General features: G+C 68.5%; 22 protein-coding genes and 1 pseudogene. 4 read left to right on the top strand and 19 right to left on the bottom strand.

The genetic code is table 11. The features are described from left to right. The 3 genes and pseudogenes from H0X00_RS00620 to H0X00_RS00610 all read left to right on the top strand — a co-directional run. Positions 1-226, top strand: a 226-nt coding sequence (locus tag H0X00_RS00620; RefSeq protein ID WP_293766532.1) for a tyrosine-type recombinase/integrase, incomplete at its 5' end; no start/stop codon positions are given. After that, a complete protein-coding gene (locus H0X00_RS00615) occupies positions 223-1,149 on the top strand; it encodes a tyrosine-type recombinase/integrase (RefSeq protein ID WP_293766530.1) in 927 nt (308 codons plus the stop codon). The genes H0X00_RS00620 and H0X00_RS00615, both read left to right, overlap by 4 nt. Then, positions 1,146-1,625: pseudogene (locus H0X00_RS00610) on the top strand (tyrosine-type recombinase/integrase); the annotation flags it as partial. The gene H0X00_RS00615 and the pseudogene H0X00_RS00610, both read left to right, overlap by 4 nt. A gap of 201 nt (positions 1,626-1,826) precedes the next feature. Here the strand turns inward: H0X00_RS00610 and H0X00_RS00605 are convergent. From H0X00_RS00605 to H0X00_RS00590, 4 genes are read right to left on the bottom strand one after another with little or no spacing between them, the layout of a single operon-like run. Beyond that, a complete protein-coding gene (locus H0X00_RS00605; RefSeq protein WP_293766526.1) occupies positions 1,827-2,513 on the bottom strand; it encodes a GPP34 family phosphoprotein in 687 nt (228 codons plus the stop codon). Between the two features lie 49 nt (positions 2,514-2,562). Further along, entirely contained in the window at positions 2,563-2,886 is a 324-nt protein-coding gene (locus tag H0X00_RS00600; protein ID WP_293766524.1) for a non-heme iron oxygenase ferredoxin subunit, read from the bottom strand. Positions 2,887-2,919: 33 nt separating this feature from the next. Then, on the bottom strand, positions 2,920-4,038 hold the full coding sequence (locus tag H0X00_RS00595) for an NDMA-dependent alcohol dehydrogenase (protein ID WP_293766522.1): 1,119 nt from the start codon (positions 4,036-4,038) through the stop codon (positions 2,920-2,922). 15 nt (positions 4,039-4,053) lie between these two features. Beyond that, positions 4,054-5,241, bottom strand: a complete 1,188-nt coding sequence (locus H0X00_RS00590; RefSeq protein ID WP_293766519.1) for a cytochrome P450 — start codon at positions 5,239-5,241, stop codon at positions 4,054-4,056. Between the two features lie 122 nt (positions 5,242-5,363). On the opposite strand from H0X00_RS00590, the gene H0X00_RS00585 reads away from it, so the two are divergent. Beyond that, the gene (locus tag H0X00_RS00585) at positions 5,364-6,239 is read left to right on the top strand and encodes a hypothetical protein (protein WP_293766517.1); all 876 of its coding nucleotides are present in this window, start codon (positions 5,364-5,366) and stop codon (positions 6,237-6,239) included. 12 nt (positions 6,240-6,251) lie between these two features. Here H0X00_RS00585 and H0X00_RS00580 read toward each other — a convergent pair whose 3' ends face one another. From H0X00_RS00580 to H0X00_RS00510, 15 genes are all read right to left on the bottom strand, one after another. Continuing rightward, positions 6,252-7,016 carry a GntR family transcriptional regulator gene (locus tag H0X00_RS00580; protein ID WP_293766515.1) on the bottom strand — a complete coding sequence of 255 codons (765 nt, stop codon included), beginning with the start codon at positions 7,014-7,016 and terminating at the stop codon, positions 6,252-6,254. Between the two features lie 99 nt (positions 7,017-7,115). Next, positions 7,116-9,242 carry an acetate--CoA ligase family protein gene (locus H0X00_RS00575; protein WP_293766512.1) on the bottom strand — a complete coding sequence of 709 codons (2,127 nt, stop codon included), beginning with the start codon at positions 9,240-9,242 and terminating at the stop codon, positions 7,116-7,118. A 38-nt stretch (positions 9,243-9,280) separates the two neighbouring features. Next, positions 9,281-9,739 (bottom strand): hypothetical protein, encoded by a 459-nt coding sequence (locus H0X00_RS00570; RefSeq protein WP_293766510.1) that lies wholly within the window; start codon positions 9,737-9,739, stop codon positions 9,281-9,283. 11 nt (positions 9,740-9,750) lie between these two features. Beyond that, on the bottom strand, positions 9,751-10,275 hold the full coding sequence (locus H0X00_RS00565) for a MaoC family dehydratase N-terminal domain-containing protein (RefSeq protein WP_293766507.1): 525 nt from the start codon (positions 10,273-10,275) through the stop codon (positions 9,751-9,753). A gap of 71 nt (positions 10,276-10,346) precedes the next feature. After that, the gene (locus H0X00_RS00560) at positions 10,347-11,699 is read right to left on the bottom strand and encodes a cytochrome P450 (RefSeq protein ID WP_293766505.1); all 1,353 of its coding nucleotides are present in this window, start codon (positions 11,697-11,699) and stop codon (positions 10,347-10,349) included. Between the two features lie 13 nt (positions 11,700-11,712). Beyond that, complete coding sequence (locus H0X00_RS00555; RefSeq protein WP_293766503.1) at positions 11,713-13,050, bottom strand: cytochrome P450; 1,338 nt, start codon at positions 13,048-13,050, stop codon at positions 11,713-11,715. Continuing rightward, entirely contained in the window at positions 13,050-14,390 is a 1,341-nt protein-coding gene (locus H0X00_RS00550) for a cytochrome P450 (protein ID WP_293766501.1), read from the bottom strand. The genes H0X00_RS00555 and H0X00_RS00550 overlap by 1 nt, the downstream gene beginning before the upstream one ends. A gap of 57 nt (positions 14,391-14,447) precedes the next feature. After that, the gene (locus tag H0X00_RS00545) at positions 14,448-15,980 is read right to left on the bottom strand and encodes an FAD-dependent oxidoreductase (RefSeq protein ID WP_293766499.1); all 1,533 of its coding nucleotides are present in this window, start codon (positions 15,978-15,980) and stop codon (positions 14,448-14,450) included. Between the two features lie 17 nt (positions 15,981-15,997). Then, positions 15,998-17,431, bottom strand: a complete 1,434-nt coding sequence (locus tag H0X00_RS00540; protein WP_293766497.1) for a CoA-binding protein — start codon at positions 17,429-17,431, stop codon at positions 15,998-16,000. Next, on the bottom strand, positions 17,428-18,231 hold the full coding sequence (locus tag H0X00_RS00535; protein ID WP_293766495.1) for an enoyl-CoA hydratase/isomerase family protein: 804 nt from the start codon (positions 18,229-18,231) through the stop codon (positions 17,428-17,430). The genes H0X00_RS00540 and H0X00_RS00535 overlap by 4 nt, the downstream gene beginning before the upstream one ends. A gap of 14 nt (positions 18,232-18,245) precedes the next feature. Continuing rightward, the gene (gene fabG / locus H0X00_RS00530) at positions 18,246-19,025 is read right to left on the bottom strand and encodes a 3-oxoacyl-ACP reductase FabG (RefSeq protein ID WP_293766493.1); all 780 of its coding nucleotides are present in this window, start codon (positions 19,023-19,025) and stop codon (positions 18,246-18,248) included. A 6-nt stretch (positions 19,026-19,031) separates the two neighbouring features. Next, the gene (locus tag H0X00_RS00525) at positions 19,032-20,195 is read right to left on the bottom strand and encodes an acyl-CoA dehydrogenase family protein (protein WP_293766491.1); all 1,164 of its coding nucleotides are present in this window, start codon (positions 20,193-20,195) and stop codon (positions 19,032-19,034) included. Beyond that, positions 20,192-22,210, bottom strand: a complete 2,019-nt coding sequence (locus tag H0X00_RS00520; protein ID WP_293766489.1) for an AMP-binding protein — start codon at positions 22,208-22,210, stop codon at positions 20,192-20,194. Before H0X00_RS00520 ends, H0X00_RS00525 begins: the two co-directional genes overlap by 4 nt. Then, the gene (locus H0X00_RS00515) at positions 22,210-22,686 is read right to left on the bottom strand and encodes a MaoC family dehydratase (protein ID WP_293766487.1); all 477 of its coding nucleotides are present in this window, start codon (positions 22,684-22,686) and stop codon (positions 22,210-22,212) included. The genes H0X00_RS00520 and H0X00_RS00515 overlap by 1 nt, the downstream gene beginning before the upstream one ends. Then, a complete protein-coding gene (locus H0X00_RS00510; RefSeq protein ID WP_293766485.1) occupies positions 22,683-23,573 on the bottom strand; it encodes a CoA ester lyase in 891 nt (296 codons plus the stop codon). Before H0X00_RS00510 ends, H0X00_RS00515 begins: the two co-directional genes overlap by 4 nt. Positions 23,574-23,619: the final 46 nt, after the last annotated feature.

Here is a 23,619-nt window from a genome sequence, read left to right as displayed (position 1 = left end):
GTCCGCGGTCGTGCGGCGCGCCTGCCACCGCGCCGGGGTCGCGCCCTGCGGTGCGCACCGGCTGCGCCACACGACGGCGAGTGAGTTGCTGCGCTCCGGGGCGGACCTCACCGAAGTCGGTCAGGTCCTTCGCCACGCCAGGGCGCTCACCACCGCGATCTACGCCAAGGTCGACGGAACCGCCCTCGCGGTGCTGGCCCGGCCGTGGCCGCAGGCGCGGTCATGACCGCGCTGAGCGACCATGTCGAGGCCTACCTGGCGATACGCCGCGCGCTGGGGTTCAAGCTGGAAGCGCCGGGGCGTCTGCTCGCCGACTTCGCGGTCTTCACCGCCCGCGCCGGAATCGAGACGGTCACCATCGAGGTCGCGCTCGCGTGGGCGGGCCTGCCCGCGGGCGCGAGTCCGGTCTGGATCAACCAGCGACTCGGTGTGGTGCGCCAATTCGCCCGCTACCTACAGACCATCGACGCCGCCGCCGAGGTTCCGCCGACGGACCTGCTGCCGGGCCGGGCCCATCGCGCCACGCCCTACCTGTATTCCGAGGCCGACATCGCGGCGTTGATCACCGCGGCCCGGGACCTGCCTGGCCCATTGCGCTCGGCGACGTTCGCGACGCTGATCGCTCTGCTGGCCTGCACCGGGATGCGGGGCGGGGAGGCGATGCGCCTGGACCGCGATGACATCGACTGGGCCGGGCGGCGCCTGCTCGTGCGGGAGACCAAATTCGGCAAGTCCCGCCAGCTTCCCCTGCATGCCAGCACCCTGGACGCCCTGCGTGAGTACGACCTACGGCGCGAGAGCCTGTGCCCGTCGCCGAAGACGGCAAGCTTCTTCGTTTCGGTATCAGGGGCGCGACTGTGCCACGCCACCGTCCAGCCGATCTTCCGTCGGCTGCTGCATGAGGCCGGCATCGAGGAGCGGGCGGTGGGGTCCCGTCCGCGCATTCATGACATGCGCCATTCCTTTGCGGTGGCGACCCTGCTCGGTTGGTACCGCGACGGCCAAGACGTGCAGGCCCGGATGCCGGCCCTGTCGACCTACCTCGGTCACGTCGACCCCGCCGCCACCTACTGGTACCTCACCGCGGCACCCGAACTCCTCGCGCTGGCCGCCGCGCGGCTCGAAGCCAGCTTCGGGGGCCCGGCATGACCCTCCTCGCCCCGACCCTGCAGGCCTTCTTCACCGACCGGCTGATCGCCCAGCGCCGGGTCAGCCCACACACCGTGCTCGCCTACCGCGACACGTTCCGGCTGCTGCTGAGCTTCGTCCACGACCGCACCGGCAAAGCCCCCCACACCCTGGAGATCGGCGACCTCGACGCCGCGATGATCGGCGCGTTCCTGGACCACCTCGAACGCGACCGCCACAACAGCGCCCGGACCCGCAACGCCCGCCTGGCCGCGGTGCACTCGCTGTTCCGTTTCGCTGCGCTGCGTCACCCCGAACACGCATCGGTGATCGCACACGTGCTGGCGATACCGCCGAAGCGCTGCCAGCGCGCCGTCGTCACCTACCTCTCACCCGGCGAGGTCGACGCGCTGCTCGCCGCCCCGGACCGCGCCCGCTGGGAAGGCCGACGCGACCACGCTCTGCTGCTCCTCGCTGTTCAGACCGGACTGCGGGTCGTAGCGGGGGTAGGATTTGAACCTACGACCTCTGGGTTATGAGCGGGCGTCACAACGGTAGGTGCGGGAGCAACTGCAGGATCTCGGTACAGAACAGCTCCACGAACGGCCCCTGACCTGACACTGGCGTAGAGAAAGCGACGTGAGCGAATCCCATCGCAACGTCGGGGTGAGGCCCGTCCGCTACCGTCGGATGGGTCGTCACAGGATCGGCAGGCGACCGACGGTCGCCCGCTCGATCTCGGCCGCCAGGGCTACCCTCACCGCCGCGACATCCGGACCAAGGCCTGATCCTCGAAACACCGCTTCCTCCACGTCGCATGCGGCCTGCGCCGAAGCAGGAGACCTGGCCCCCAGGATCACCGGTACCAGGCCGGCGCCGTTCACCACGGCCAACAAAGCCCCGGTTGCATGGTCCGCCGGCTGACCCGCTGCCAGCGCGTCGCCGAAGCGATCGCGGACCCTCGCGGCGCGGTCGTGGAGTGGGTACCAACGGCGCTCGGTGGCGAACCAGGAGCTTGCCCCGGCGCGCAGGGCGAGGTGGCCGTCCGCCACGAGCCTCTCCAAGACCAGCCGTGCCGCCCGACCACCATGCATTTGGATGGCACGTCGAGGGGTGAGCGCACGCCGTGACAGCGATCCGAGAACGAGTGCGTGCGCCGCCGGCCGCACGTCGGCCGCGCCTTCGCCGCGTTCGCCGGTCGGGATCATGGCCGTCCCGGCCAACCGCAGGCTCCCGCCGAGGATCAGGTCGAGCAACACCGCTGCACCCAGGCACGCCCTCCGCTCCTGCGGCGACACCACACACCGGCCGGTGCTGGCATCCTGCAAGAGCAGCGCGACGTCGTCGGCGATCCAGAGCGCCGTCGACGACGCTGGAACGTGCATTGTGCTGTCCACTCGTGTCCGCTTCCTGCTCATCGTGGGAGAAGGAGCCCTACAGTGCGACGAACGTCTTCTCGCCCTCGACGCGGAGCGCGAAGCAGCGCACAGGCACACGCGCCGGCTCTCCGGTGACGGCTCCGGTTCGGACGTCGAACCGAGAGCCGTGCGCGGGACACTCGACCTCGTCACCGTCCACGTAGCCGTCGACGAGAGACACCTCCTCGTGGGTGCACATCTCATCGACCGCGAACAAGGTGCCGTCCATCAGTCGGCCGACACACAGGCCGACGCCGTCGACGGAGACCTGTCGCAGGAAGCCCGGCTTCACATCGTCCACAGGACCGATCTCGTGCTCGGTCAACGGTTTACTCTCCACGACGGGTCCTCTTCTTCGTTCATCGGGCGACGGTCAGTCGAACAGCACAACGCCACGAATGTTCTTGCCGGCGTGCAGGTCCTCGTAGGCCTTGGAGATCTCATCGATCTTGTACGTCGTCGTGATGAGCTCATCCAGCTTCAGCTTGCCGCTGCGGTATAGGGCGAGCTGCTGGTGCACATCGGCGCTGGGTGCACAGGCGCCGTACAACGACCCCTGTAGGCGCTTCTGATTGAGCGTCAGATCAACGGCGGAGACCGGGATTCCCACGGCGGTCATCGGGCCGATGCCGGTCACGACCGTCGTCCCGCCCTTACCGATCGCGGCGAAGGCCTCCGCGATGTGCTCACCCGTCGTGACGCCGACGGTGACGATCGAGGAGTCCGCGCCCTGGCCGTCGGTGACGCTCCGCGCGAAGTCCGCCGCCTCGGCCATGTTGCCGAACGCTTTCGTCGCCCCGAGCTCCAGCGCCTTCTCCCGCTTGAACTCCACTGGATCGACCGCGATGACGTGCAGGGCGCCCGCGTTGGCGGCGCCTTGGACGGCGTTGATTCCGATCCCACCGACGCCCATCACGATCACGGTGTCGCCAGGCCGGACGGCGGCCGAGTTCACGGCCGCTCCCCACCCGGTGCCCACCGCACAGCCCAGCAGGCAGATCTTCGTGAGGTCGTACTCCTCGGGCACCTTCACCAGCGATCGCTGATCGACCAGCGTGTACTCCGAGAACGTGGAGGCCGAGGCGAGTTGGGCGACCGGCGCACCGTCCAGCGTCATCCGGAAGCTGCCGGGCTCTTCGAGCCGCTCGCCGGTGAAGGCGTGCAGGCCGTTGTTGCACAGGTTCTGCTGCCCCCGCGCGCAGTAGCGGCACCGGCCACAGCTGGGGATGAACGAGAAGACGACGTGGTCACCGGGCGCCAGGCCGACGACGGCCGACCCGACCTCCTCCACAACTCCGGCACCCTCGTGACCGCCACAGAACGGCAGCAGCGGCGGGATCAGGTCGCCCTTGGCAACGTGGTCGTCGGAGTGGCACAACCCGGATGCGACCAGGCGCACCAGCACCTCGTGCTGATGCGGAGTGTCGAGTTCGACGACAGCCGACTCGTACTCCCCCGGGGATGAGCGCAGGATCGACGCCTTTGACTTCACAGCCAGACTCCTCGTTCAGCCGACATTGGCGGCCGGCGGCTTGAGCCGAGGGCCTGGGGTGAAGCTGATGGGCAGGGACGTCACCGTGCGGGTCACGCCGCCGACGCGGACGACCTTCGAGCGATCAGGAATCGTGTAGTCCGGGATGCGGGTGAGAACCACGCGCAGGGCGGCCTCGAGCTCCAGCCGACCGAGCGGGGCACCGAGGCAGCGATGCGGCCCGGCACCGAAGGCGACGTGCTTCGAGGCGTTGCGATCCAGCTGCAGTTTCTCGGGTTCGGGGTACTGCTCGGGGTCGTGATTCGCCGCCAGGAACATCAACATCGCCCGGTCGCCCTTGGGAATCTTGCAGTCCCCCACTTCGAGATCAGCGGTCGCCGTGCGGGCCAGTCCGGGCAGCGGGGACACGTAGCGCAGCAGTTCTTCCATCGCGTTGGGAATCCGGCTCGGGTCCTCGATGAGCCACGCCCGCTGGTCGGGATTCGACTCCAGCAGGTCGAAGGAGTGCGCGCACGCGCTGACCACGGTGTCGAAGCCGGCAGAGAACACCGAGACGCACGCCCCGATGAGGTCCTGCTCCGGGATCGGCTCGCCGTCGACCCGAGCGGCGATGAGCATGCTGGGAATGTCTTCGCCCGGTTGCGCCCGACGCTGGCCCACGAGCTCGGCGAACGCCATGAACAACGGCATGGCAGCTTCGGGACCGCCGAGCTTGAGGGCGTTCACCGCGCTGCGCTCGATCTTCTCGGTCTGCTCCGGGTCGAGCCCGTACAGGTGCGAAAGCCCGACGGTCGCCATCGGGAACAGCACATCTCCCACGAGGTCGCACTCACCGCGCTCGATGACCTCATCGAGCAGGTCGTTGACGACCTCCAGCATCCGCGACTCGAGGGGCGCCAAGGCCGACCTGGACATGAGCGGCAGGAACATCCGGCGGTAGACCGAGTGGTCGGGTGGATCGCACTCGATCGGCAACAGGTTGATCGGGGAGTACCGGGGAATCGTGGCCCCGTTCTCGGCTGAGGACCAGGCCGCGGTGTCCAGCGCGGCGTTCCACACGTCCTCGAAACGCGTGAACGCGTAGAACCCTCCGTACTGCGAGGAGTGCGCAACCGGGCACTGCTCCCGCAGTCCGCGCACGATGGCGTAGGGGTCCACCTCACCGGCTAACGCGACGTGATCGAACTCCTCTTGGGCAACCATCCGGCGTCCTTCCGAGCCTCAGCGTCCTCGCAAACCGACGATCGCGCCGGGCAGCAGTCACAAAATATATGATATGACCGGGACGGGCAAGGTCCCCGAACGATCCGGGAAGGCGCACGCCGATGGACTGGACAACCAGCTTCAGCGACCAGGAGTGGACCGGGCTCGTCGGGCGCTACGACGCCCTGCTGGGTCCGGGCAAGCTCGACGAGGTCTTCGGCTTCATCCCGATGATGCACGACCTGCGGCCCGACACCCTCAAGCGGTTCCGTCTCGTCGCCGACATCGTGACCCAGGGCATGGGACTGGCCTCCGGCATGCCCAATCCCCCGGTGTGTTCGATGATCGCCGGCCACTACAACACGGTGATCGGCTACCCCGAAGGGATCGCCGCCGACCTGTTCCTGGCCAAGCGCATCGGTGGCCGACGGGACGAAGTCGCCGACATCCTCTCGATGGCCTGGTTGCACTCCGGCATGAGTGGGATGGCCACGGCGGCGCGTGTGTGTCAGCCACTGCTGGCGAGCTGGTCCCCCGCCGATGACGGCCCCGGACTGCCCTGGCCGCAGGGATGGGCTTCCGACAGCGAGGCATTCCGCAGTGGCGTGGACTTCGAGGACTACGACGGCGCCACCGAGGTGGACCCGGCCGACATCGCCGCGATCACGCGGTGGCACGAGAGGGTGCAGGGGGAGGTGCCGCCGTACGTTGCCTTCTTCGGCGAGCACTTCCCGCTGGCGTTGATCGGCTTCCGTGCCCGGTTCGAGACGAGCTTTTCCGGGGCGCTGCCGACGCAGTTCATCGCGTTGTGCCAGGTGCAGCTCGCGGCCTGTTGGAAACAGCCGGACGCCCTGCGCCGAGCCCTGTACATGGCGCGGCACTTCGGAGTGACCAAGGAACAGGCAGCCCAGGTGCTCGCCTACAGCCAGCTCTTCCTCGGTGATCTGGGGATGGATGCCGTCCTCACGGAGGCGTCGTCCTTCTTCGCCGACTGGTAGCGCGGCCGGACCTCAGCCCGAGGTCCGGCGTCGAGGGGCGCGGCCGTTCGCGGACGCGACCGACGCGACACTCCGACCCGCGGCCTTGACCTCGCCATCGTCGGTCCAGAGACCCTGCTCCTCGAGCGACGCGATCAGCCGGTCCGCGCCGGCGAGGATGTGGGTCTCCATGAGTCGACGCGCCTCCTCGGGCTTGCGCTTGCGCAGCGCGTCCAGGATCGCCGGGTGATCCTGCAGAGTCGCGTCGACGTGGCCCTCGATGGCCGCGTAGAAGCGGTTCGTCAGATGCTTGACGACCGATCCGAGCAACAGCGTCAGCCGATCAGAATCCGCCGCGATGTTGATCCGACGGTGAAAGCTGTGCCCTAGGCGTGCTACTTGATCGCCCGCGCTTTCGTTGACAGCACGCTCGTACTGGTCGAGCAGGTCGGACAGGTCCGCCAGCTCTTCCTCGGTCACGATCTTGGCGGCGCGCGCTGCGAGTTCACCGGCGACCATGCCCTGAACCCAGAACAGATCACGCACATCCTGACGCGTGAACTTCGCGACCACGAAACCGCGGCGCGGAACCAACTCCACGAAGCCTTCGTTGCGCAGGACCAGCAAGCCTTCGCGCACGGGGGTGTTGCTGACGCCCATCGCTTTCGTGATGGGTTCCATCCGCACGAACTCGCCCGGCCGCACCTCGCCGGACACGATCAGTTCGCGCACGTAGGCCGCGACCTGTTCCGGAAGCTGGTCGCGAGTGAAGCGGCCGGAGGAGATCTCGACGCTCACGGCAGTCCTCTCTACGCAGGGAAATGCTCGCATTATATATTAGGTTCGGGTCGGATAACAGGTGCCACGCCACGCGTGAGGCCGCGCACAACGCGCAGCTCAGAAGAGCGCAACCCGGGCGTCGACGAAACACCCCTCTCCGGAACCGTTGACCAGCAGCGGGTTGAGGTCCACCGACTCGACGTCTGGATGTTCGGCGAACCACTCACCCACCGTGCTCAGGTGGCGGACGAGTTCGCCCACCGCCGATGACGCGAGCCGTCCGAGCAACCCACCGATCCGCGACCGCTCGACCAACACCGGCAACTCGTCCGCCGCGCTCGGCCACGGCACGCTGAGTACGTCGCCATAAGCCTCGGCATAGCTGCCACCCAGGCCGAAGAGCACCATCGGCCCGAACTCCGGATCGCGTCGACATCCGACGAAGACCGCTAGCCGCGACTGCACGAAGCCTTCCACGATGACGCCCTCCCCCGCGGCGACAGCGGGCGGACCGGAGGGCCACCAGCGCGCCAGCATGCCCGCGGCAATCGTGCCCACCTCGGCTGCGCTGGGGACGAGGTCGTGGACGGCACCCACAGCGGCCTTGTGCACGATGTCGACGGAACTGGCCTTGACCGTGACCGGCATCGTCATCCGCGATGCCGCCGCCTCGGCATCCGCGGCCGTCGCCACGATGGCCGCGTTGTTGAAGGGCAGGTCGAGCTCGCCCAGGATCTGGCGCGACTCCCAATAGCCCAGGATGCGCGGCGCCGCCGCCAACGCTCCATCGCCACCGTGGTGCTGGCAGGACTGCGACCGCCGCCGGACGTGGCGGTCGAGTCGATCCGCCAGGCTGCCGGCGTAGTCGCTGTAGAGCCGCAGTGCTCCGACGAAGCGTTCGCAACCTTCGAGCACCGGCACCTGCCCAGCCGCCCACTCGAGTCGGGTGGGAAGGGCGTAGCTGGACACGACCCGGGAGGCCACACCCACCGGTCGGGCGTCCTCGGCGTGGTCGGCGATCCAGGTCGCGATCAGATCAGTCGCCGCGTTGGGCGGCATGTTCGACAGCGTGACGAGCAGGGCGTCGAAGTTGGAGTCCGCGGCCAGCGCCGACAGCGTGCTGTCGATCAGCGAGGGATCGGAGGTGAACTGAGCGGTGATGTCGAAGGGGTTGCCGAACTCGGCGAAAGAGAACAGCGGCTCCAGCTTCGCCACGGTGGCCGACGACAGCGGCGGGAGCTCGAAGCCGCTCGCTTCGGCGATGTCCGCGGCGATCGCGGCTTCGCCTCCGGACAACGCCGCCACGGCCAGCCGCCGGATCGGCGCGCGCGGAACTCCCCATCGCTGGAAGAGCTGGGCGACCTCCCACAGCTGATCGATGTCGTCGACCTGCACGACGTTCGCCTGGGCCAGCACGGAGCGATGCACCGCCGCCTCACCCGCGAGGGCACCGGAGTGGGTGGTGACGACCGCGGCGCCGGCCCGGGACGTCCCCACCTTCAACAGGAGGATCGGCTTGCGCGCCTCCCGCGCGGCCGCGGCGACGGCCAGGAACCGGTCGGGGTCCTTGAAGCCTTCGATGACCATCGCGATGATCTCGACGCGGTCGTCCTGGAGGAAGTACTCCGCGACATCCCACACGTCGATGTCGAACTGGTTGCCGGTGTGCACGACAGCGTGGACACCCACGCCGTGTAGCACGGCCTTGTTCAACGCGGTCAGGCCGAGGGCACCGCTCTGGGACACGATGCCCAGGTTTCCGGCAACCATCGTGTCGGCCGGGCCGAGGGAGGCGGCGCGCGGGGCGTACTTCGCGCGAAGGTTCACCAGGCCAGGCGTATTGGGGCCGAGGATCCGCATCCCGGTCTCATCGAGGGTGGCGCGAAGCGCCGTCCGGAACTGCTCCGCGTCGGCGCCCGCCGCACCTTCGGTCAGCCCGGCCGCCACCACCGTCGCCGTCCGGATGCCCCGCTCGGCGCACTCCCGCAGCACGGGCAGCACGGTGGCGGCGGGACTGACGATGATCGCGGTGTCCGGCACCTCGGGCAATGCCGCCACCGAGGGGTAGCAGACCCGGCCTGCCACCTCCTGGCGTCGGGGATTGACCAGGTAGATCTCGCCGCCGTAGCCGTGGGCGAGAAGGTGCGTCAGCGATCGGCCCGACATCCGGGTGCCCTCAGTAGCCCCGATGATGCAGACCGAACTCGGATTGATGATCGCGTCCAGTGCCTTGGTCGTATCCACGCCGCGAGACCCGCCTTCGGTTGAGCCGGACCGGATGGTCACGGCGTCTGCGCCACGGGCGTTCTCCGCGGCAGTGCGACCCGAACTACACCGGTCACGGCATCGCCGGTCGAGATCTCGGAACGCAGGGCGATCTCCACCAGAGCGCGATCGTCCTCGCTCCACTTCCTGGTCACGCTCGCCCGCACCGTCACCGTCTCGCCCGCCGTCGCGAACTGCTTCATCCGCAGCGGTCCGATGCGCACGATCACGCCGTCCAGACCGATGTACTCGCGGACGACGCGCTCCCACATACCGAGCAGCAGCACGTTGCTCGCGTACATGTCACCGGCGCCCTGTGCCCGGGCAACCTCGGTGTTGTGATGAATCTGCGCGAAGTCCTTGCTCGCGCCGGCGGCCACGATGAGCCGGTGCACGGACAGCGGGAAGCCCAGCGCGGGCAGGCTGTCGCCCTCCGCCACGTCCTCCCAGTACCGCTGGGACGTCCAGTCCGCCATGTCTGCTCCCGCTACCCGCGCACGCGGGCGACGTAGTTGTAGACCCCGAAGTGGACCTCGGCGATCAGCGCGTCCACCTGGTTGACGACCTTCGACTCCCAGGTCAAGAAAGCGCCGCGGCCGACTCGTGTCTCCTTGGGGGTGACGGAGGTCAGGATCCGCCCGCAGGAACGCAGCTTGTCCCCCACGGCGAACGGCCGCACGTAGTCGTACTGAAGGTCGGTGGCCGTGCGTCCGTTGATGTCCGGCCCTGGCGTGGGGTACGGATTCACCCGCCAGCGCGGGTGCGCATTGCGGTCGGCCCCGGCATAGATCGGCTCGTCGCCCGAGTTCCACAGCCCGGCCGAGATCCACGTCGCCAGGCCGCTGTACGGCGCGATGATCCCCGCATAGCCGTGGGCCGCGGCGACCTGCTCGTCGACATGCAGCGGACAGTCGAACTCCAACGGCTCAAGAAACCGCCGGACCGCGCCCGCCTCGATGGCGTCGAGGGCGTCGTACGAGCCCTCGGAGAAGTCCTGCCCGATCTGCGCCACCAGCGGGTCCCAGGCCCGCTCCCAGTCGTCGCGCTCGGCCCACGAGAAATCAGGGATGGTCGTTCCTCTTCTCAGGGAGCCGTGGCATTGGCCGCTTCGGCCTGGGGGTCCCACCGATCGAACACCACCGGGAACGACGTCCAGCGCACCACATCGATCGGCTCGCCTGCATCGTCGGTCGGCTGTACGACCTTCGCCGAGCGCGGCAGGATGGCCGGCGGGTTGTCGGGATCGGGACGCACGCCGACCGCGAAGAGCCGGGACAGCACGCGCAGGTGGGCGCCCCCCGTTCCGTCGCTGCCCATCACGACCCGCTGTCCCAGGCATTGGTGCGGCCCGACGCTGAAGCCGAGTCCGTAGGCCCGCAGATCACCCGGCGTCGTGCGGAGCGGGTTGAAGGCCGCCGCATCGGGACCCCAGACCGCGGTGTCCCGGTTCGCGGCCGGGATCGAGATATGAACTTCCTGACCCTTGATCACATCCTGATCGCCGATCCGGGTATCGCGGGCCGCCAGCCGGAAGAGATACGGGGCGAACGGAGACCGCAGCCGCAAGGACTCTTCCATGGCGGCGAACAGGAACTTGTCGTCCTCGCACCGAACCCGGTCCCCGGGGTGCTCTTCCAACCAGGCACTCAGGTCCGCGACGCAGTTGATGATCGTCTGGGTGCTGGTCCCGACCGATGCGTTGAACAGGATGAGCGACTCGCGGATGGCCTGCTGCTCATCCAGGTAGTCCGGGTGCGCTCCGCTGGCCACCAACTGCAGGAAGTTCATCGGCTCCGGATCAGCGTCCGGACCGGCGGCGTCCTTCTCCTTCAGCGCCAGCCTCTGCGCCTCCAGGGACGGGTAGTAGTACTCCTCGATGTACTTCGCCTTGGCATCCAGCGCCGCCGCGTGGATCTCGGCGCGGTTGTCGTAGAACGCCGAGCTGAAGGCCGCCGTGATCGGGCTGACGAGCGTCCGTAGCCGCTCCATCTGGTCGTCCGTGTCGAGCCCGACCAGGCCGACGAACTTCGCCGCGAAGTGCAGAAAGAGCCGGTCGCAAAACGGGTTGAGGTTGGCCCGGTAGCGGCCGTCGGCATCCGGACCGGTGACGAAGCGCGGCAGCAGGGTGACCGACTGGGGCTCGAGGATCTCGTCGCGGAATAGGTCCAGGGCGGCAGGTCGGACCAGTTGATTGAGCAGCTTGCGCCGGGTCCGATGGGCTTCCCCATTGGTGAACGTGATGTCGTTCTTCACGAACTCACGCAAGCAGGTCTCGGACTCCACGCCGGGCTGGTGGAAGATCCCGGCCCACATCTGGTCCGAGTTCCGCAGGTCCTTCGAGCGCAGCGCAGCCGTCGCCGCCGCCGAGCCGCGGACATGCGCCACGGGGCAGGACGTGAGCGGCGCGACCACCTCGTCGTCGTCTTGGATGCTCATCGGGTCCTCCATCTCATGGGCGCGCCGCCTCGGCCTGAGCCGGCGTCCAGTCCTCAAGCACAGCGGGGAAGTCGTACCAGCGCGGCAGGTCGAGCCCGTCCGACTTCGCGCCGGTGTCGGCCCGCTCGATCACGGCCGGTGGATTGTCCGGGTCCGGCCGGACCCCGGCGGCGTAGAGCAACTGCAGGACCCGAACGTGCGAGCCGCCGGTGCCGTCACTGCCCATGACCACGCGCTGGCCCAGGCACAGGTGCTCCCCGACCCCGAATGCGATGCCGTACCGGCGGACATCCTCGGGCACCTCACGCCGCGGGTTGAATCGGGCCGCGTCGGGCCCCCACACGCTCGGGTCACGATCGGCGCGCGGGATGGACACATGGAGCTCCTGGCCCTCCTGGACCGGCTCACCACCGATCGAGGTGTCGCGACGGGCCATCCGGAACACATACGGCGAGAACGGCGAGCGCAGCCGCAACGACTCCTGCAACGCGTCGAACAGGAACCCATAGTCGGTCCGGCGCTCGTGGTCCTCGGGATGTTCGGCGAACCAGCCGGCCAGGTCCGCCACCGTGTTGACGATGGCCATCGTGCTGGAGGCGACCGATCCGACGAACAGGATCACCGAGTCACGGATGGCCAGGTCCTGATCCGCGTACTGCGGGTCCGAACCCTCGAGCACGAGCTGCAGGAAGTTCATCGGCAGGTCGTCGGGGATCCGCCCGTCGGTGCCGGCCCGCCACTCGCGCTGCGCTTCCAGCGAGGGGAGGTAGAACTCCTTCAGGTACTGGTCCTTGGCCTCGAGCGCCTGCGCAATGATCGCCGCGCGGTCCTTGTAGAACACTGAGGTGACGGCGTTGGACAGCGGGGTGACGCACTCCCGGAGCCGCTCCATCCGCTCGTCGGTGTCGATGTCCACCAGCCCGATGAACTTCGCGGCGAAGTGGAGGAAGACCCGGTCGCAGAACTTGATCAGGTCGAGTCGGTATTTGCCGTCCTCGCCCGGTCCGTGGATAACGCGGGGCAGCAGCGCTGCCGCCTCCGGCGCGATGACCTCGTCCCGAAACACGTCCAGCGCGGCCGGCCGGACCAGTTGGTTCAGTACCCGGCGGCGGGTGCGATGGGAGTCGCCGTTCGAGAACGTCAGGGCGTTGCCGATGAATTCGCGGAGGCAGACCTCGCCCTGTCCGCCTGGCTCCGGGTCGCGGTGCGCGCCGGCCAGGATCGCGGCGGAATGAACGATGTCCTTGGACCGGAGCGTGGCGACCACGTCGTCCCAGCCGTCCACGGCGAAAGCCGGGCACGACGTGAGTGGCTCGACGTCGACTTCGGGATCGAATTTTCTGTTGGCCATCAGGAGTCGGTCGGGTCGAGGTCGTCGAGCACGACCGGGTACGACGTCCAGCGCTTCAGGTCCACCTCGAACGGGTCGGGCTGCTCCCGCACCACCCGCTCGATCGACTTCGGCGGGCTGTCCGGATCCGGTTGCACGCCCGCGCGGTACAGGGTCTGCAGAACGCGGACGTGCGCCCCGCCGGTGCCGTCGCTACCGAGAACCACCCGCTGACCCAGGCACTGGTGCGGGCCGGCGCTGAAGGCGATTCCGTGGCGGTTCCAGCCCTCGGGGGTTGGTCGCCGCGGGTTGAAGGCCGCTGCGTCGGGGCCCCACACCGAGGGATCCTGACCCGCGGTCGGCAGATAGACGTGGATCTCCTGACCCTCGGCCAGCGTGTGCTCTCCGACGACGGCTTCGCGGGCTGCGACCCGGGTGACGTAGGGCGAGAACGGGGAGTTCAGGCGCAGCGCCTCCTGGATCGCATCGAGGAGGAAGTTGTAGTCCGTGCTCTGCTCGTAGTCCTCGGGGTGCTCGGCGAACCAGGTGGTCAGGCCCGCGACGGCATTCACGATGGTCTGCGTGCTCGATCCGACGCTCGCCGAGAACAGCAGGACGGAGTCCCGGATGGCCAGCGCCTCGTCGTCCCATTCGGCATGCACGCCACTAGCGACGATCTCCATGAAGTTCCGCGGCGGCTCGACGGCGCCCGACTCATCCGCCGGACGGTCGGCGAGGGCGGCCCGCGCGGCGGCCAGCGAGGGGAGGTAGAACTCCTCGATGTAGCGGGCCTTGGCCTCGGCAGCCGCGGCCAAGATGCCGGCCCGATCCTTGTAGAACGCAGAGGCGACGGCGCCCGACAGCGGCCCGACGCACCCCCGCAGACGTTCCATCTGCTCGTCGGTTTCGGTCCCGACGAAGCCGATGAACTTCGCGGAGAAGTGCAGGAACACTCGCTCGCAGAAGGTCACGAGGTCGAAGCGGTACCGGCCCTCGGCGTCCGGCCCGGTAGCCAGTCGCTGGAGCAGCTCTCGCGACCTCGGCAGGACGATGGTGTCGCGGATGACGTCGATCGCTTCCGGGCGGACCAGCTGGTTCAGCAGGCGCCGACGACCGCGGTGGGACTCCCCGTTGGCGAAGGTGATGACGTTGTCGGTGTACTCGCGCAGGCAGGTGAGCGCCTCGGGGGTCGGGTCCCGGTGGGCAGCAGACCAGATTGCCGCCGAGTGCAGGACATCCTTCGACCGCAGCGTCGCGAACGCGTCCGCAAGGCCAGCGATCTTCTCCACCGGGCACGTGATGTCGATCCTCTCCACAGGACACGTGGTGCCCGGGGTCGGCGCCAGGTCGCTGCTGCTCACGGAATGCCTCCTACGGCGGCGGATCATAAATATATTATGCCTAATCTGCGCCAGGGTCTACCGGCGCGAGTCACCAGCTGCTCGTGCGGCCGAAGCACCGGCGATGGCTCCGCTGCACCAGGCCTCGGAGATCGAGGCGCCCTGAGCCGGGTAGAGCAGCCCGATCGCCTGTCCCAGTTCCCCGCCACTGAACAGACCCGGCACCGGTCCGCCGCGCACGCCGAGAACCTGGCCCTCGGCGTTCCGTTGTGGTCCCCCGGTCACGTAGGGACCACCGATGTAGAGCGGCACGCAGTAGTACGGCGGCTGGTCCAGCGCGATCAGCGTGTCAGCGGGACGCCCGAACGAGTCGCTCCCGGCCTGGCAGCCGCGGTTGTATTCGGCGATGGCCGCCTCGAACGCCTCCGGTGAACCGGCGCCCGCCGCGGCCGCCGCGGCCGCCGGCGTCGGACCCACCGAGATCCATCCGGCGTCGATCTCGCGCTGGTTGTCCGAGCTCCAGTCGTAGAGGCCCACACCGCAGGCGCCCCGGTCCTGGTAGGTCAGCGGACCCGACTGCCGACGGCGCTCGTCGAAGACGTAGAACGACGGCGAGCGGCTGTACCGATGGGTGTGCGGATCCACGTGCTGCATGTGGTGGAAGAAGGAATGCTGCTGCATCGCCTGGTCGTACTCATCGGCGTACCGGGCGCCCTGGTCGTCACAGATGACATAGCCGCCGCCCTTCATGATGACCATGAAGCCGAGCTCTACGCCGTCGGCAAGCGGGAAGCTCATCACGCCGCGACCCACCATGCGATTCATCCGCGCCAACGCCGCCCCGGCCGACATGGCCAGCTTGAGTCCGCTGCCGTCGTTGCCCGGGTTGCCGTAGAAGCGGGTGTTCGGGACGGACAGGAACTCCCGGATCAGGTCCCGACCGGCTCCGAACCCACCGGTGGCCAGGATGACTCCGCCCCGGGCGCGGAGTTCGCGCACGGTTCCGCCCTCGAGCCACCGAATGCCGGCCACCGTTGTGCCATCCGCGGTCTGGCGCAGAATCAGAGAGATCGGCTCGATCCCCCACCGCACCTCCACCCCGGCAGCCCGGACCGCGTGCATGAGTCCGCGGTACAACGCCTCGCCACCGAGGACGGTGCCCGTGGCCGTCGCCAGCCCGCCGGCCGCCGGGCAGGTGGACGGAAGGTCGGTCACGGTCCGCCAGACCCGGACCGAATCGGCGCCCGGGATCTCGGCGTGCTCGGCCCAGCTGTCCTTCTCCACATCCAGCCGGGAGAGTCCCCACGTCGCCGTGTCGGCGAGCTCGAGGTCGACGCCCAGCGCCTTGAGCTCCGTCGGCAAGGACACCGCGCCCCGGGCCCATCCGGCGATGAGGTCGTCCTCGACCAGACCCTGTGCGCATTCCGTCAGGTAGCCACGGCCGGCGACCTCATCGGTCAGGGTCATCAACCAGCCGCCGGACATCCGCGTGTTGGGCGTGTGCCGGTCCTCGGCTTGGTGCTCGATCATCGCTACTTCGGCGCCGGCTCGGCGGGCCGCCAAAGCGGCCGCGACACCGGCCGCACCGCAGCCGAGGATGAGAACGTCCACTTGCTCCAGCTCCGGCATCAGCCCCGAACTCCGGACGCTCGGCTCTCGCTGAATCTCACCAGGTGCCCGATCGCCCGGACGGCCCGGGTCGGATCGGTGTACGTCGGGACTCCGAGCCGGAGGAGTTCCTGGCGCGCCCATCCATTGCCCCCGGTCCACACCGCCACGAACGGCTTGACGGTGGACTCGTAGGCGCGGGTGAGACCTTCGACGATGACGTCGGCGCCCCGGTCGGAGTTGCCGAGCAGGACGAGGACGACGTCCGTCGAATCATGCGCCACGACCTCGGCGAGCACCCGCTGCAGCAGCGCGGGGTCGGTGAGCAACCGGCCGGTGACATCGATCGGGTTCTGGGCGGAGCCGAAAGCCGGTAGGCACTGCTCGAGCCCGCGACGATCGGACGCCGACCAGGGAGCCAGGTCCAGGCCTTCATGGACCGTCGCATCAGCAGCCAGCGCGCCGGCCCCGCCGCTCTGGGTGACCATCGTGACCCGGCGGCCACCAGCGCGCCGGCGCGGCCGGAAGACCAGCAGCGTGTCGACCATCGACTCCATGCCGTCGACCCGCACGATGCCCTCGGCCCGGGCCAGTTCGGCGAAGGCCTCGTCATCACCGGGATCCGAAGCGGTGTGGGCGGCCACGGCCCGGCCACCCTCCGGGGTCCGGCCGGCCTTGATCAGGATCATCGGCTTGTCGGCCGCCCGGGCCGTGGCCGCGGCTTCCCGGAGCACGTCCGGACGACGCAAACCCTCGAGGTGACCGGCGAGGATGTCGACGTCGTCGCGGCCGGCCAGATCGAGCAGGAGATCTGGAACAGTCAGGTCGGCTTCGTTGCCCGGGTTGGCGAAGTAGCGCACGCCGCCGCCTAGGCGCGCGAAGGTGCTGTAGATGAACGTGCCGACCGCGCCGCTCTGGGTGACCAGCGCGATCGGCTCGTCCACCACCGCCGTTGCCTCGTCGAACGCCGAGGAGAACGTCGCGAAGGCCTTCGCCGGCAGCGCGAAGGATCCGAGACAGTTCGGCCCGAGCAACCGCAGGGACGACCCGGCCATCGCCGCGTCGACCTCGCTCTGCAGGTCGGCGCCCCCGGCGGCGGCCTCGGCGAACCCCGACGCGAAGACGATGGCAACGCCGACGCGGGCCTGGGCGCAATCCGCCACGGCCGCAGGCACCAGGCCGGCGGGAACCACGATGACCGCAAGGTCGACTGGCGCTCCGATCGCCGTCACGCTCGGGTAGGTCGCGATGCCCTGCACCTCGGGGCGCAACGGATTGACGGCGTACACCGAGCCGGCGAACCCGAAGGTGCGCAGGTAGTCGAGCGGGCGACCGGAGAGCTTCGCCGGGTCGTTCGAGGCACCCACGATGGCGATGCTGGCGGGGGCGAAGAGCAACTCACTGATCGACTTGGCGCCCGCTACCCGCACCTGAACCCCAGCAGGTGAGGTCATCCCGCATCCGGGACGAACACCGGGGCCCGGCGCTCCCGGTGAGCGGCGACGCCTTCGCGAACCTCAGGACCACCGAAGCCGAGGAACTCAAGGCCGAGCGACGCCTCGAAGATCGGACCTTGCGCCCGGTACCAGTTGTTCAGCGAGAACTTCGTCCACCGGATGGCTTCCTGCGCTCCCATACTGAGGTCGGCCGCAATCGTGCGCGCGGTGCCGAACAACTCCTCGCGCTCCACCGCCAACGAGATGATGCCGATGCGTTCGGCTTCCGCCCCGGACATCTCCTTGCAGGTCAGCAGGTAGTACTTCGCCTTCGCCATCCCGCACAGCAGCGGCCACACCATCGCGGCGTGGTCCCCGGCCGTAACGCCGAGGCGAGTGTGTCCATCGATGATCCGGGCGTCGGTCGCGGCGATCGAGATGTCGGCGAGCAAGGCCACCACCAGGCCGGCACCGACAGCGGGGCCGTGGATGGCGGAGATGATCGGCTTCGAGCAATTGATCACGTTGTAGAACAGATCCCGCGACTCCCTAAGGACCCGCACGCGCACCGCATAGTCGTTGATCTGAGCATCAATCAGATCGAAACTTCCGCCGGCCGAGAACGCCTTGCCCTCACCGCGGACCAGGACGCACCGGACTTCCGGATCCTTGTCGATGACCGGCCAGATCTCCGGCAGCTGGCGATGCATCTCTTCGTCCACCGCATTCAGGCCAGGGCCTTCGAACACCAGCTCCAGGACGCCCGGGCTGGGGTTCTCGAAGCGGAGACGGTCAAACTCCTTGTACCGAGCGAGCATGGTCTACCTCTCGTTTAGATGCCACGGCCACCACTGACCTCCAGCACAGCTCCGCTGATGTAGCCACCCATCGGGGAGGCGAGGAACAGGACCGCGGCGGCCACTTCGTCCGGGGTTCCGGCGCGACCAAGTGGCACCTCGGCCTCCTTCGCCTGCCACACCTCCGGCTTCATCCGCTCGGTCATTGCGGTCCGAATCAGCCCCGGCTGAACGGCGTTCACGCGAATGCCGAACCCGCCGAGTTCCTTGGCCGCGGCCTTGGTCAGGCCGATCAGCCCGGCCTTCGCGGCCGAGTAGTTGGTCTGGCCCGGGTTGCCGATCTTCCCGGCCAGCGAGGACATATTGACGATCGAGCCACCGGACCCGGCGCGCATGAGCGGCGACAAGGTGCGGATTCCCAGCCAGGCCCCGCGCAGGCTCACCGAGATGACCTGGTCGAAGTCCGCGAGCGACATCTTCGGCAGATAGGCATCGCGATTGATGCCGGCGTTGTTGACCAGGACGTGCACGCCGCCGAGGTCGTCGCGGCAGTGCGCATGCACCGTTTCGTGGTCCTCCGGCGAGCTCACATCGGCGCACACGACCGAAGCGCTCCCGGGGCCGGAGGCCAGGTCGAGGGCGAGAAGCTCCAACGCGTCCCGATTGAGGTCGACGAGGACGACGTGCGCGCCGTGCTGCGCGAACCTGCGGGCAATCGCTTCACCGATGCCCTGTGCGGCACCGGTGACGACCGCGATCTGACTCTGCAGCAGCCGGGCGGGATCGAGCGCCGGCGCCGGCGCATTGCTCGTCACGCGGACTCAGTAGGACTTCGGGAGGCCGAGCACGTTGGTAGCGACGAAGTTCAGCACCATCTCCTGGGAGACGGGCGCGATCTTCAGCAACCGGGATTCCCGCCAGAGCCGTTCGATGTGGAACTCCTTCGAGTAGGAGAAGCTCCCGAACGTCTGCATCGCACGGTCACAGGCCTCGAAGCCCGCCTCGCTGCCGAGGAACTTGGCCGCGTTCGCCTCCGGCCCGCAGGGCAGGTTCTGATCGAAGAGCGCGGCTGCGTGCATGGCGACCCGCTCGGCCGCGTGCAGCCGGATCCAGGAGTCGGCCAGCGGGTGAGCGATCGCCTGGTTCTTGCCGATCGGACGGTCGAACACCACGCGCTGGTTCGCGTAGTCGACGGCGAGGCCGAGTGCGCACCGGCCCAGCCCGGTCTGCTCCATCCCGACGACAATCCGTTCCGGGTTGAGGCCGTCGAGCAGGTAGCGAAATCCCTTGCCCACCTCACCGATGACGTCCTCGTCTCCCACCACGAGATCGTCGATGAACAACTCGTTCGAGTCCACGCACGCCCGGCCGAGCTTCTCGATTTCGCGGACATCGATGCGGTCACGGTTGAGGTCGGTGAAGAAGAGCGTCATGCCGTCGAGCGGGCGCTCCTCGTTGCGCGGCGAGGTGCGGGCCAGCAGGAGGAGGCGGTGCGCGTTCTGGGCATTGGTGATCCACACCTTCCGCCCGGTGATGTGCCACTTGCCGCCCTCACGGACCGCCCGCGTCGAGATTCGGGAGGTGTCGAATCCGGCGTCGGGTTCCGAGACGCCGAAGGCCATCAGCAGCCGGCCCGCTGCGAGCTCAGGCAGGTACGTCCGCTTCATCTCCTCGGATCCGTGCCGCAGGATCGGGCCCGAGGGGAAGACCGAGAAGTGGATGGCGGACACTCCGCCGGTTCCCGCGCCGGAGAGCGCGATCTCGTGAAGCATGACGCCCGACTCGGTGAGTCCGAGGCCGAGGCCGCCGTACTCCTCCGGGATCATTGCGCCCATCCATCCGCCTTCGGCGAAGGCGCGGATGAACTCCCAGGGGTACGTACCGGTCTGGTCTTTCTCTCGCCAGTAGTCGAGGGTGAAGCGATTGGCGAGACCACGCACGGTCTTGCGAATCAGCTCGAGATCCGACTCTGAGGTCAGCGTCATGTAGTTCTCCCGTAGCCGTCGCTCTTGCCGGTCACGCCCGAGCTCGGACGGCCGGTGGCGGACAGTTCTGTTAGGACCGGTATTTGCTCCACCGGCGTTGCTGCATCCAGCGCGGTCAGGTCTCCCAGTGCCTCGCCGAGGTACCGCGCTCGGATCGTGCGCCGCATGGTCTTGCCGTTCTTCGTCTTCGGAAGTCCGCTCACCAGGTGCAGAGCACTCGGGACGAGAGAGCGACCGATCCGTTGCGCGACCTGCTCCTCCACGACCTTCAGCTCCAACGCCGCGAGGTCCTTGGGCACCAGGAAGGCCACGATGCGCTGGCCGCGCACGTCGTCGGGAACGCCCACGACTGCGGCGTCCTTCACCCCGGGCGCGGCCAGGAGGGCGGACTCGACCTCGCCGGGCCCCACCCGCCGACCGGCGATCTTCATCGTGTCGTCGCTCCGACCGAGGATGTCCCAGTACCCGTCAGGGCTCAGCTGGGCCAGGTCGCCGTGCACCCAGGTGCCCGGGAACTGCCGCCAGTACGTCGAGAGAAACCGCTCGTCGTCGTGCCAGAACCCGAGGGCGATGCCCGGCCAGGTGTTCAGCAGCGCGAGTTCGCCGGGCCCTCCGACGGTCGGGTCCCCGGTCGGGTCGAGAACCGCGACGTCCATGCCCAGCAGCGGACCGCAGAAGCTGGGCCCCCGATGCGGCAGGATCGTGTAGCCAGAAAGGATTCCGCCGCCGACCTCGGTCCCGCCGGTGTAGTTGAGGATCGGCAGCCGGCGCTGGCCGACGGTCGCGAAGAGCCAGGTCCACGAGGTGCTGTCCCAGGCCTCACCGGTGGAGACGAAGGCCCGCAGGCTGAGCGGCAACCCCGGCTGGAATCCTTCGGTCTGCGTCTGCAGGATCCGGGCCGCGGTCGGGGCCAGGCCCTGCACGGTCGCATTGCGGCGCCGGGCGATCTCCCAGATCCGGTCGGGGGTCGGATAGTCCGGCACACCTTCAATCAGCACGATCGTCGATCCGAGGTGCAGCCCGCCGACGATCATCAGCGGCGCCAGGTTCCATCCCAGATCCGCGATCCACGACAGGACGTCGTCGGTCTGAAGATCGAACGCGTACCCGAAGTCCAATGCCGCTTTCAGCAGGTATCCGACGTGCGAGTGCACGATGCCCTTGGGGCGACCGGTCGTGCCGGACGTGTACATGATCATCAGCGGGTGGTTCGGGTCCAGCCGCTCGGCGGCGGCACTGCGCTGCAGCGGTTGGAGCTCCCCCCACCAGAGGTCGCGACCGGCCACCATCGCGTCGGACCGGGGCTCGCCGGCCGGGACCACGACCACCGTGCGCACGCCGGGGGCGCGCAGCAGCGCCTCGTCTGCAATCGCCTTCATCTCGACCGGTCGACCGCGCCGGGTCGTGTGGTCGGCCGTCACCAGCAGGACGGCGGCGCAGTCGTTGAGGCGATCGGCGACCGGACCGGCGCCGTAGCCGGAGAACATCGGCACGGCGATCGCGCCCAAGCGGGCACAGGCCAGGAACGCGACAGCGGCTTCAGGCACCGCCGGCAGGAATAGGCCGACGCAATCCCCCTTCCGCACGCCGAGCTCGGCGAACGCGTCGGCGACGCGATGCACTTCGGCGGCCAGCATGCGGTGGCTGATCTCCCGGTACTGCCCGGCGTCACCCTCGAAACAGACGGCCGGCTTGTCCGCGTAGGACGCGATCGCGTGCCGCTCGACGCACGAGTCGACGATGTTGAAGGTGGCTCCGACGAACCAGCGCGGGAACTCGGGACCGGCCGAGTCGTCGCGGACCATGTGGAAGGGCGAGCTGAACTCGATGCCCAGGTCCGCCGCCACAGCCGGCCAGAACCACTGCGGATCATCGACCGAGGCCTGGTGCAGGGCGGCCACATCGTCGTAGCCCCACGACTCCATGGCCGCACGCAACCGGCTGCGCTCAAGGTCCTTTTGGGACGGCAGCCAGGTCGCCCCGTCCGCCGTGGCGAACAAGTTGGAGCCGCGCATCAGCCGCCGCCTGCGGTCACGGGTTGGGGCTCCCGGTAGTACATCAGCGCCACCCGCCGGCAGTCGCACACAATCTCGTCGCGCTGATTCATTCCGAAGTGCCGCCACCGCACGATGCCCGAGTCGGTCCGGCTCGACGAGATTCGCCGGTCGAGGATCTCGGTGCGGACGTGGATGGTGTCGCCGTGGAAGACCGGCTTGGGAAACCGGACGTCCTCGAAGCCGAGATTGGCCAGGGTGGTGCCTTGGGTGGTCTCGGGGACGCTGATGCCGGTGACCAGTCCGAGCAGGTACAGGCTGTTGACGAGCCGCTGGCCGAACACGGTGCCCTTGGCGTACTCCTCGTCCAGGTGGACGGCCGCGGTGTTGAGGGTCAGCGCGCAGAACAGCGTGTTGTCGGTCTCGGTGACTGTCCGTCGGATCGCATGGTCGAAGACGAGGCCCGGCTCGCACTCCTCGTAGTAGAGACCGGTCATACCGACAGCCTCTGGCTGAGGGCCACGACTTCACGCGCCGTCTTGATGTGGGCATAGTCGATGTGTTGGCCGGCGTAGTCGATCGCCGCGATGCCGTCGCGCTCCGCCACCTCGAAGGCCTGGATCATGCCCTCGTAGAAGTCGACCTCTGCCGCAGACGGCGAGAACACCTCATTGACCACAGGGACGTGCGACGGATGGATGACCACCTGACCGCGGTAGCCGAGGCCGCGATTATCGAACGCGAACTGGCGGCATCCCTCGAGGTCGTGGATGTCCTGCCAGAGCCCGATCAGAGGGTGCTCCAGGCCCGCCGCCCGGGTGGCGAGCAGAGCCTTGCTCCGCAGGTACAAGGTCTCGAGGCCGCCGGGAGTGAACCGGAAGCCGACGGAGCGCGCGACATCAGCGTCACGCGCCGTCCCGGCGAACAGGGTGGCCACCCGAGGCGAGGCGGTGGCGAGCTGGTCGCACGTCGCGTAGGCCTCCGCGGTCTCCAACGCCAGGATGTATTCGAGCGATTGCTCGGGCAGGCCGGCCCGGCGCTCGGCCTCCGCGACCAGCGCATCGAAGCGCACGACGTCGAGCGGGCCGTAGGTCTTGGGCAGCACGAACCCGTCGAGTCCGGCCACGCCGACGGCCTCGAGGTCGTCGGCGACCAGGCCGCTGTCCAAGGAGTTCAGCCGGACGTAGAGACCGAGATTCGGGTGCTGACCGCGAAGTTCCTGAACGGCCGCGGCAACGGTGCGCCGGCCCTGCGCCTTCAGGTCGGCCGGCACCGAGTCTTCGAGGTCGAAGATCAGTGCGTCCGCGCCGCTGGCCACCCCCTTTGCGCCCCAGGTCGCAGCACGGTGCCCGGGGACGAACAGGAGGGAACGCAGCAGCTTCACCGATTCTCCGTGATCTATCGTGGATTTAGCATGATATATTATCACC

It is taken from the genome of Sporichthya sp., assembly GCF_013815995.1.
Taxonomy (GTDB): domain Bacteria; phylum Actinomycetota; class Actinomycetes; order Sporichthyales; family Sporichthyaceae; genus Sporichthya.
Note: the sequence above shows the minus strand (reverse complement) of the source record. Positions and strands in the feature narration are given on the sequence as shown.

Coding starts and splice junctions, on each gene's coding strand:
- H0X00_RS00615 (WP_293766530.1), top strand. CDS start 223: ATGACCGCGCTGAGCGACCATGTCGAGGCCTACCTGGCGATACGCCGC.
- H0X00_RS00605 (WP_293766526.1), bottom strand. CDS start 2,513: ATGCACGTTCCAGCGTCGTCGACGGCGCTCTGGATCGCCGACGACGTC.
- H0X00_RS00590 (WP_293766519.1), bottom strand. CDS start 5,241: ATGGTTGCCCAAGAGGAGTTCGATCACGTCGCGTTAGCCGGTGAGGTG.
- H0X00_RS00585 (WP_293766517.1), top strand. CDS start 5,364: ATGGACTGGACAACCAGCTTCAGCGACCAGGAGTGGACCGGGCTCGTC.
- H0X00_RS00570 (WP_293766510.1), bottom strand. CDS start 9,739: ATGGCGGACTGGACGTCCCAGCGGTACTGGGAGGACGTGGCGGAGGGC.
- H0X00_RS00560 (WP_293766505.1), bottom strand. CDS start 11,699: ATGAGCATCCAAGACGACGACGAGGTGGTCGCGCCGCTCACGTCCTGC.
- H0X00_RS00555 (WP_293766503.1), bottom strand. CDS start 13,050: ATGGCCAACAGAAAATTCGATCCCGAAGTCGACGTCGAGCCACTCACG.
- H0X00_RS00540 (WP_293766497.1), bottom strand. CDS start 17,431: ATGACCTCACCTGCTGGGGTTCAGGTGCGGGTAGCGGGCGCCAAGTCG.
- H0X00_RS00535 (WP_293766495.1), bottom strand. CDS start 18,231: ATGCTCGCTCGGTACAAGGAGTTTGACCGTCTCCGCTTCGAGAACCCC.
- H0X00_RS00525 (WP_293766491.1), bottom strand. CDS start 20,195: ATGACGCTGACCTCAGAGTCGGATCTCGAGCTGATTCGCAAGACCGTG.
- H0X00_RS00520 (WP_293766489.1), bottom strand. CDS start 22,210: ATGCGCGGCTCCAACTTGTTCGCCACGGCGGACGGGGCGACCTGGCTG.
- H0X00_RS00515 (WP_293766487.1), bottom strand. CDS start 22,686: ATGACCGGTCTCTACTACGAGGAGTGCGAGCCGGGCCTCGTCTTCGAC.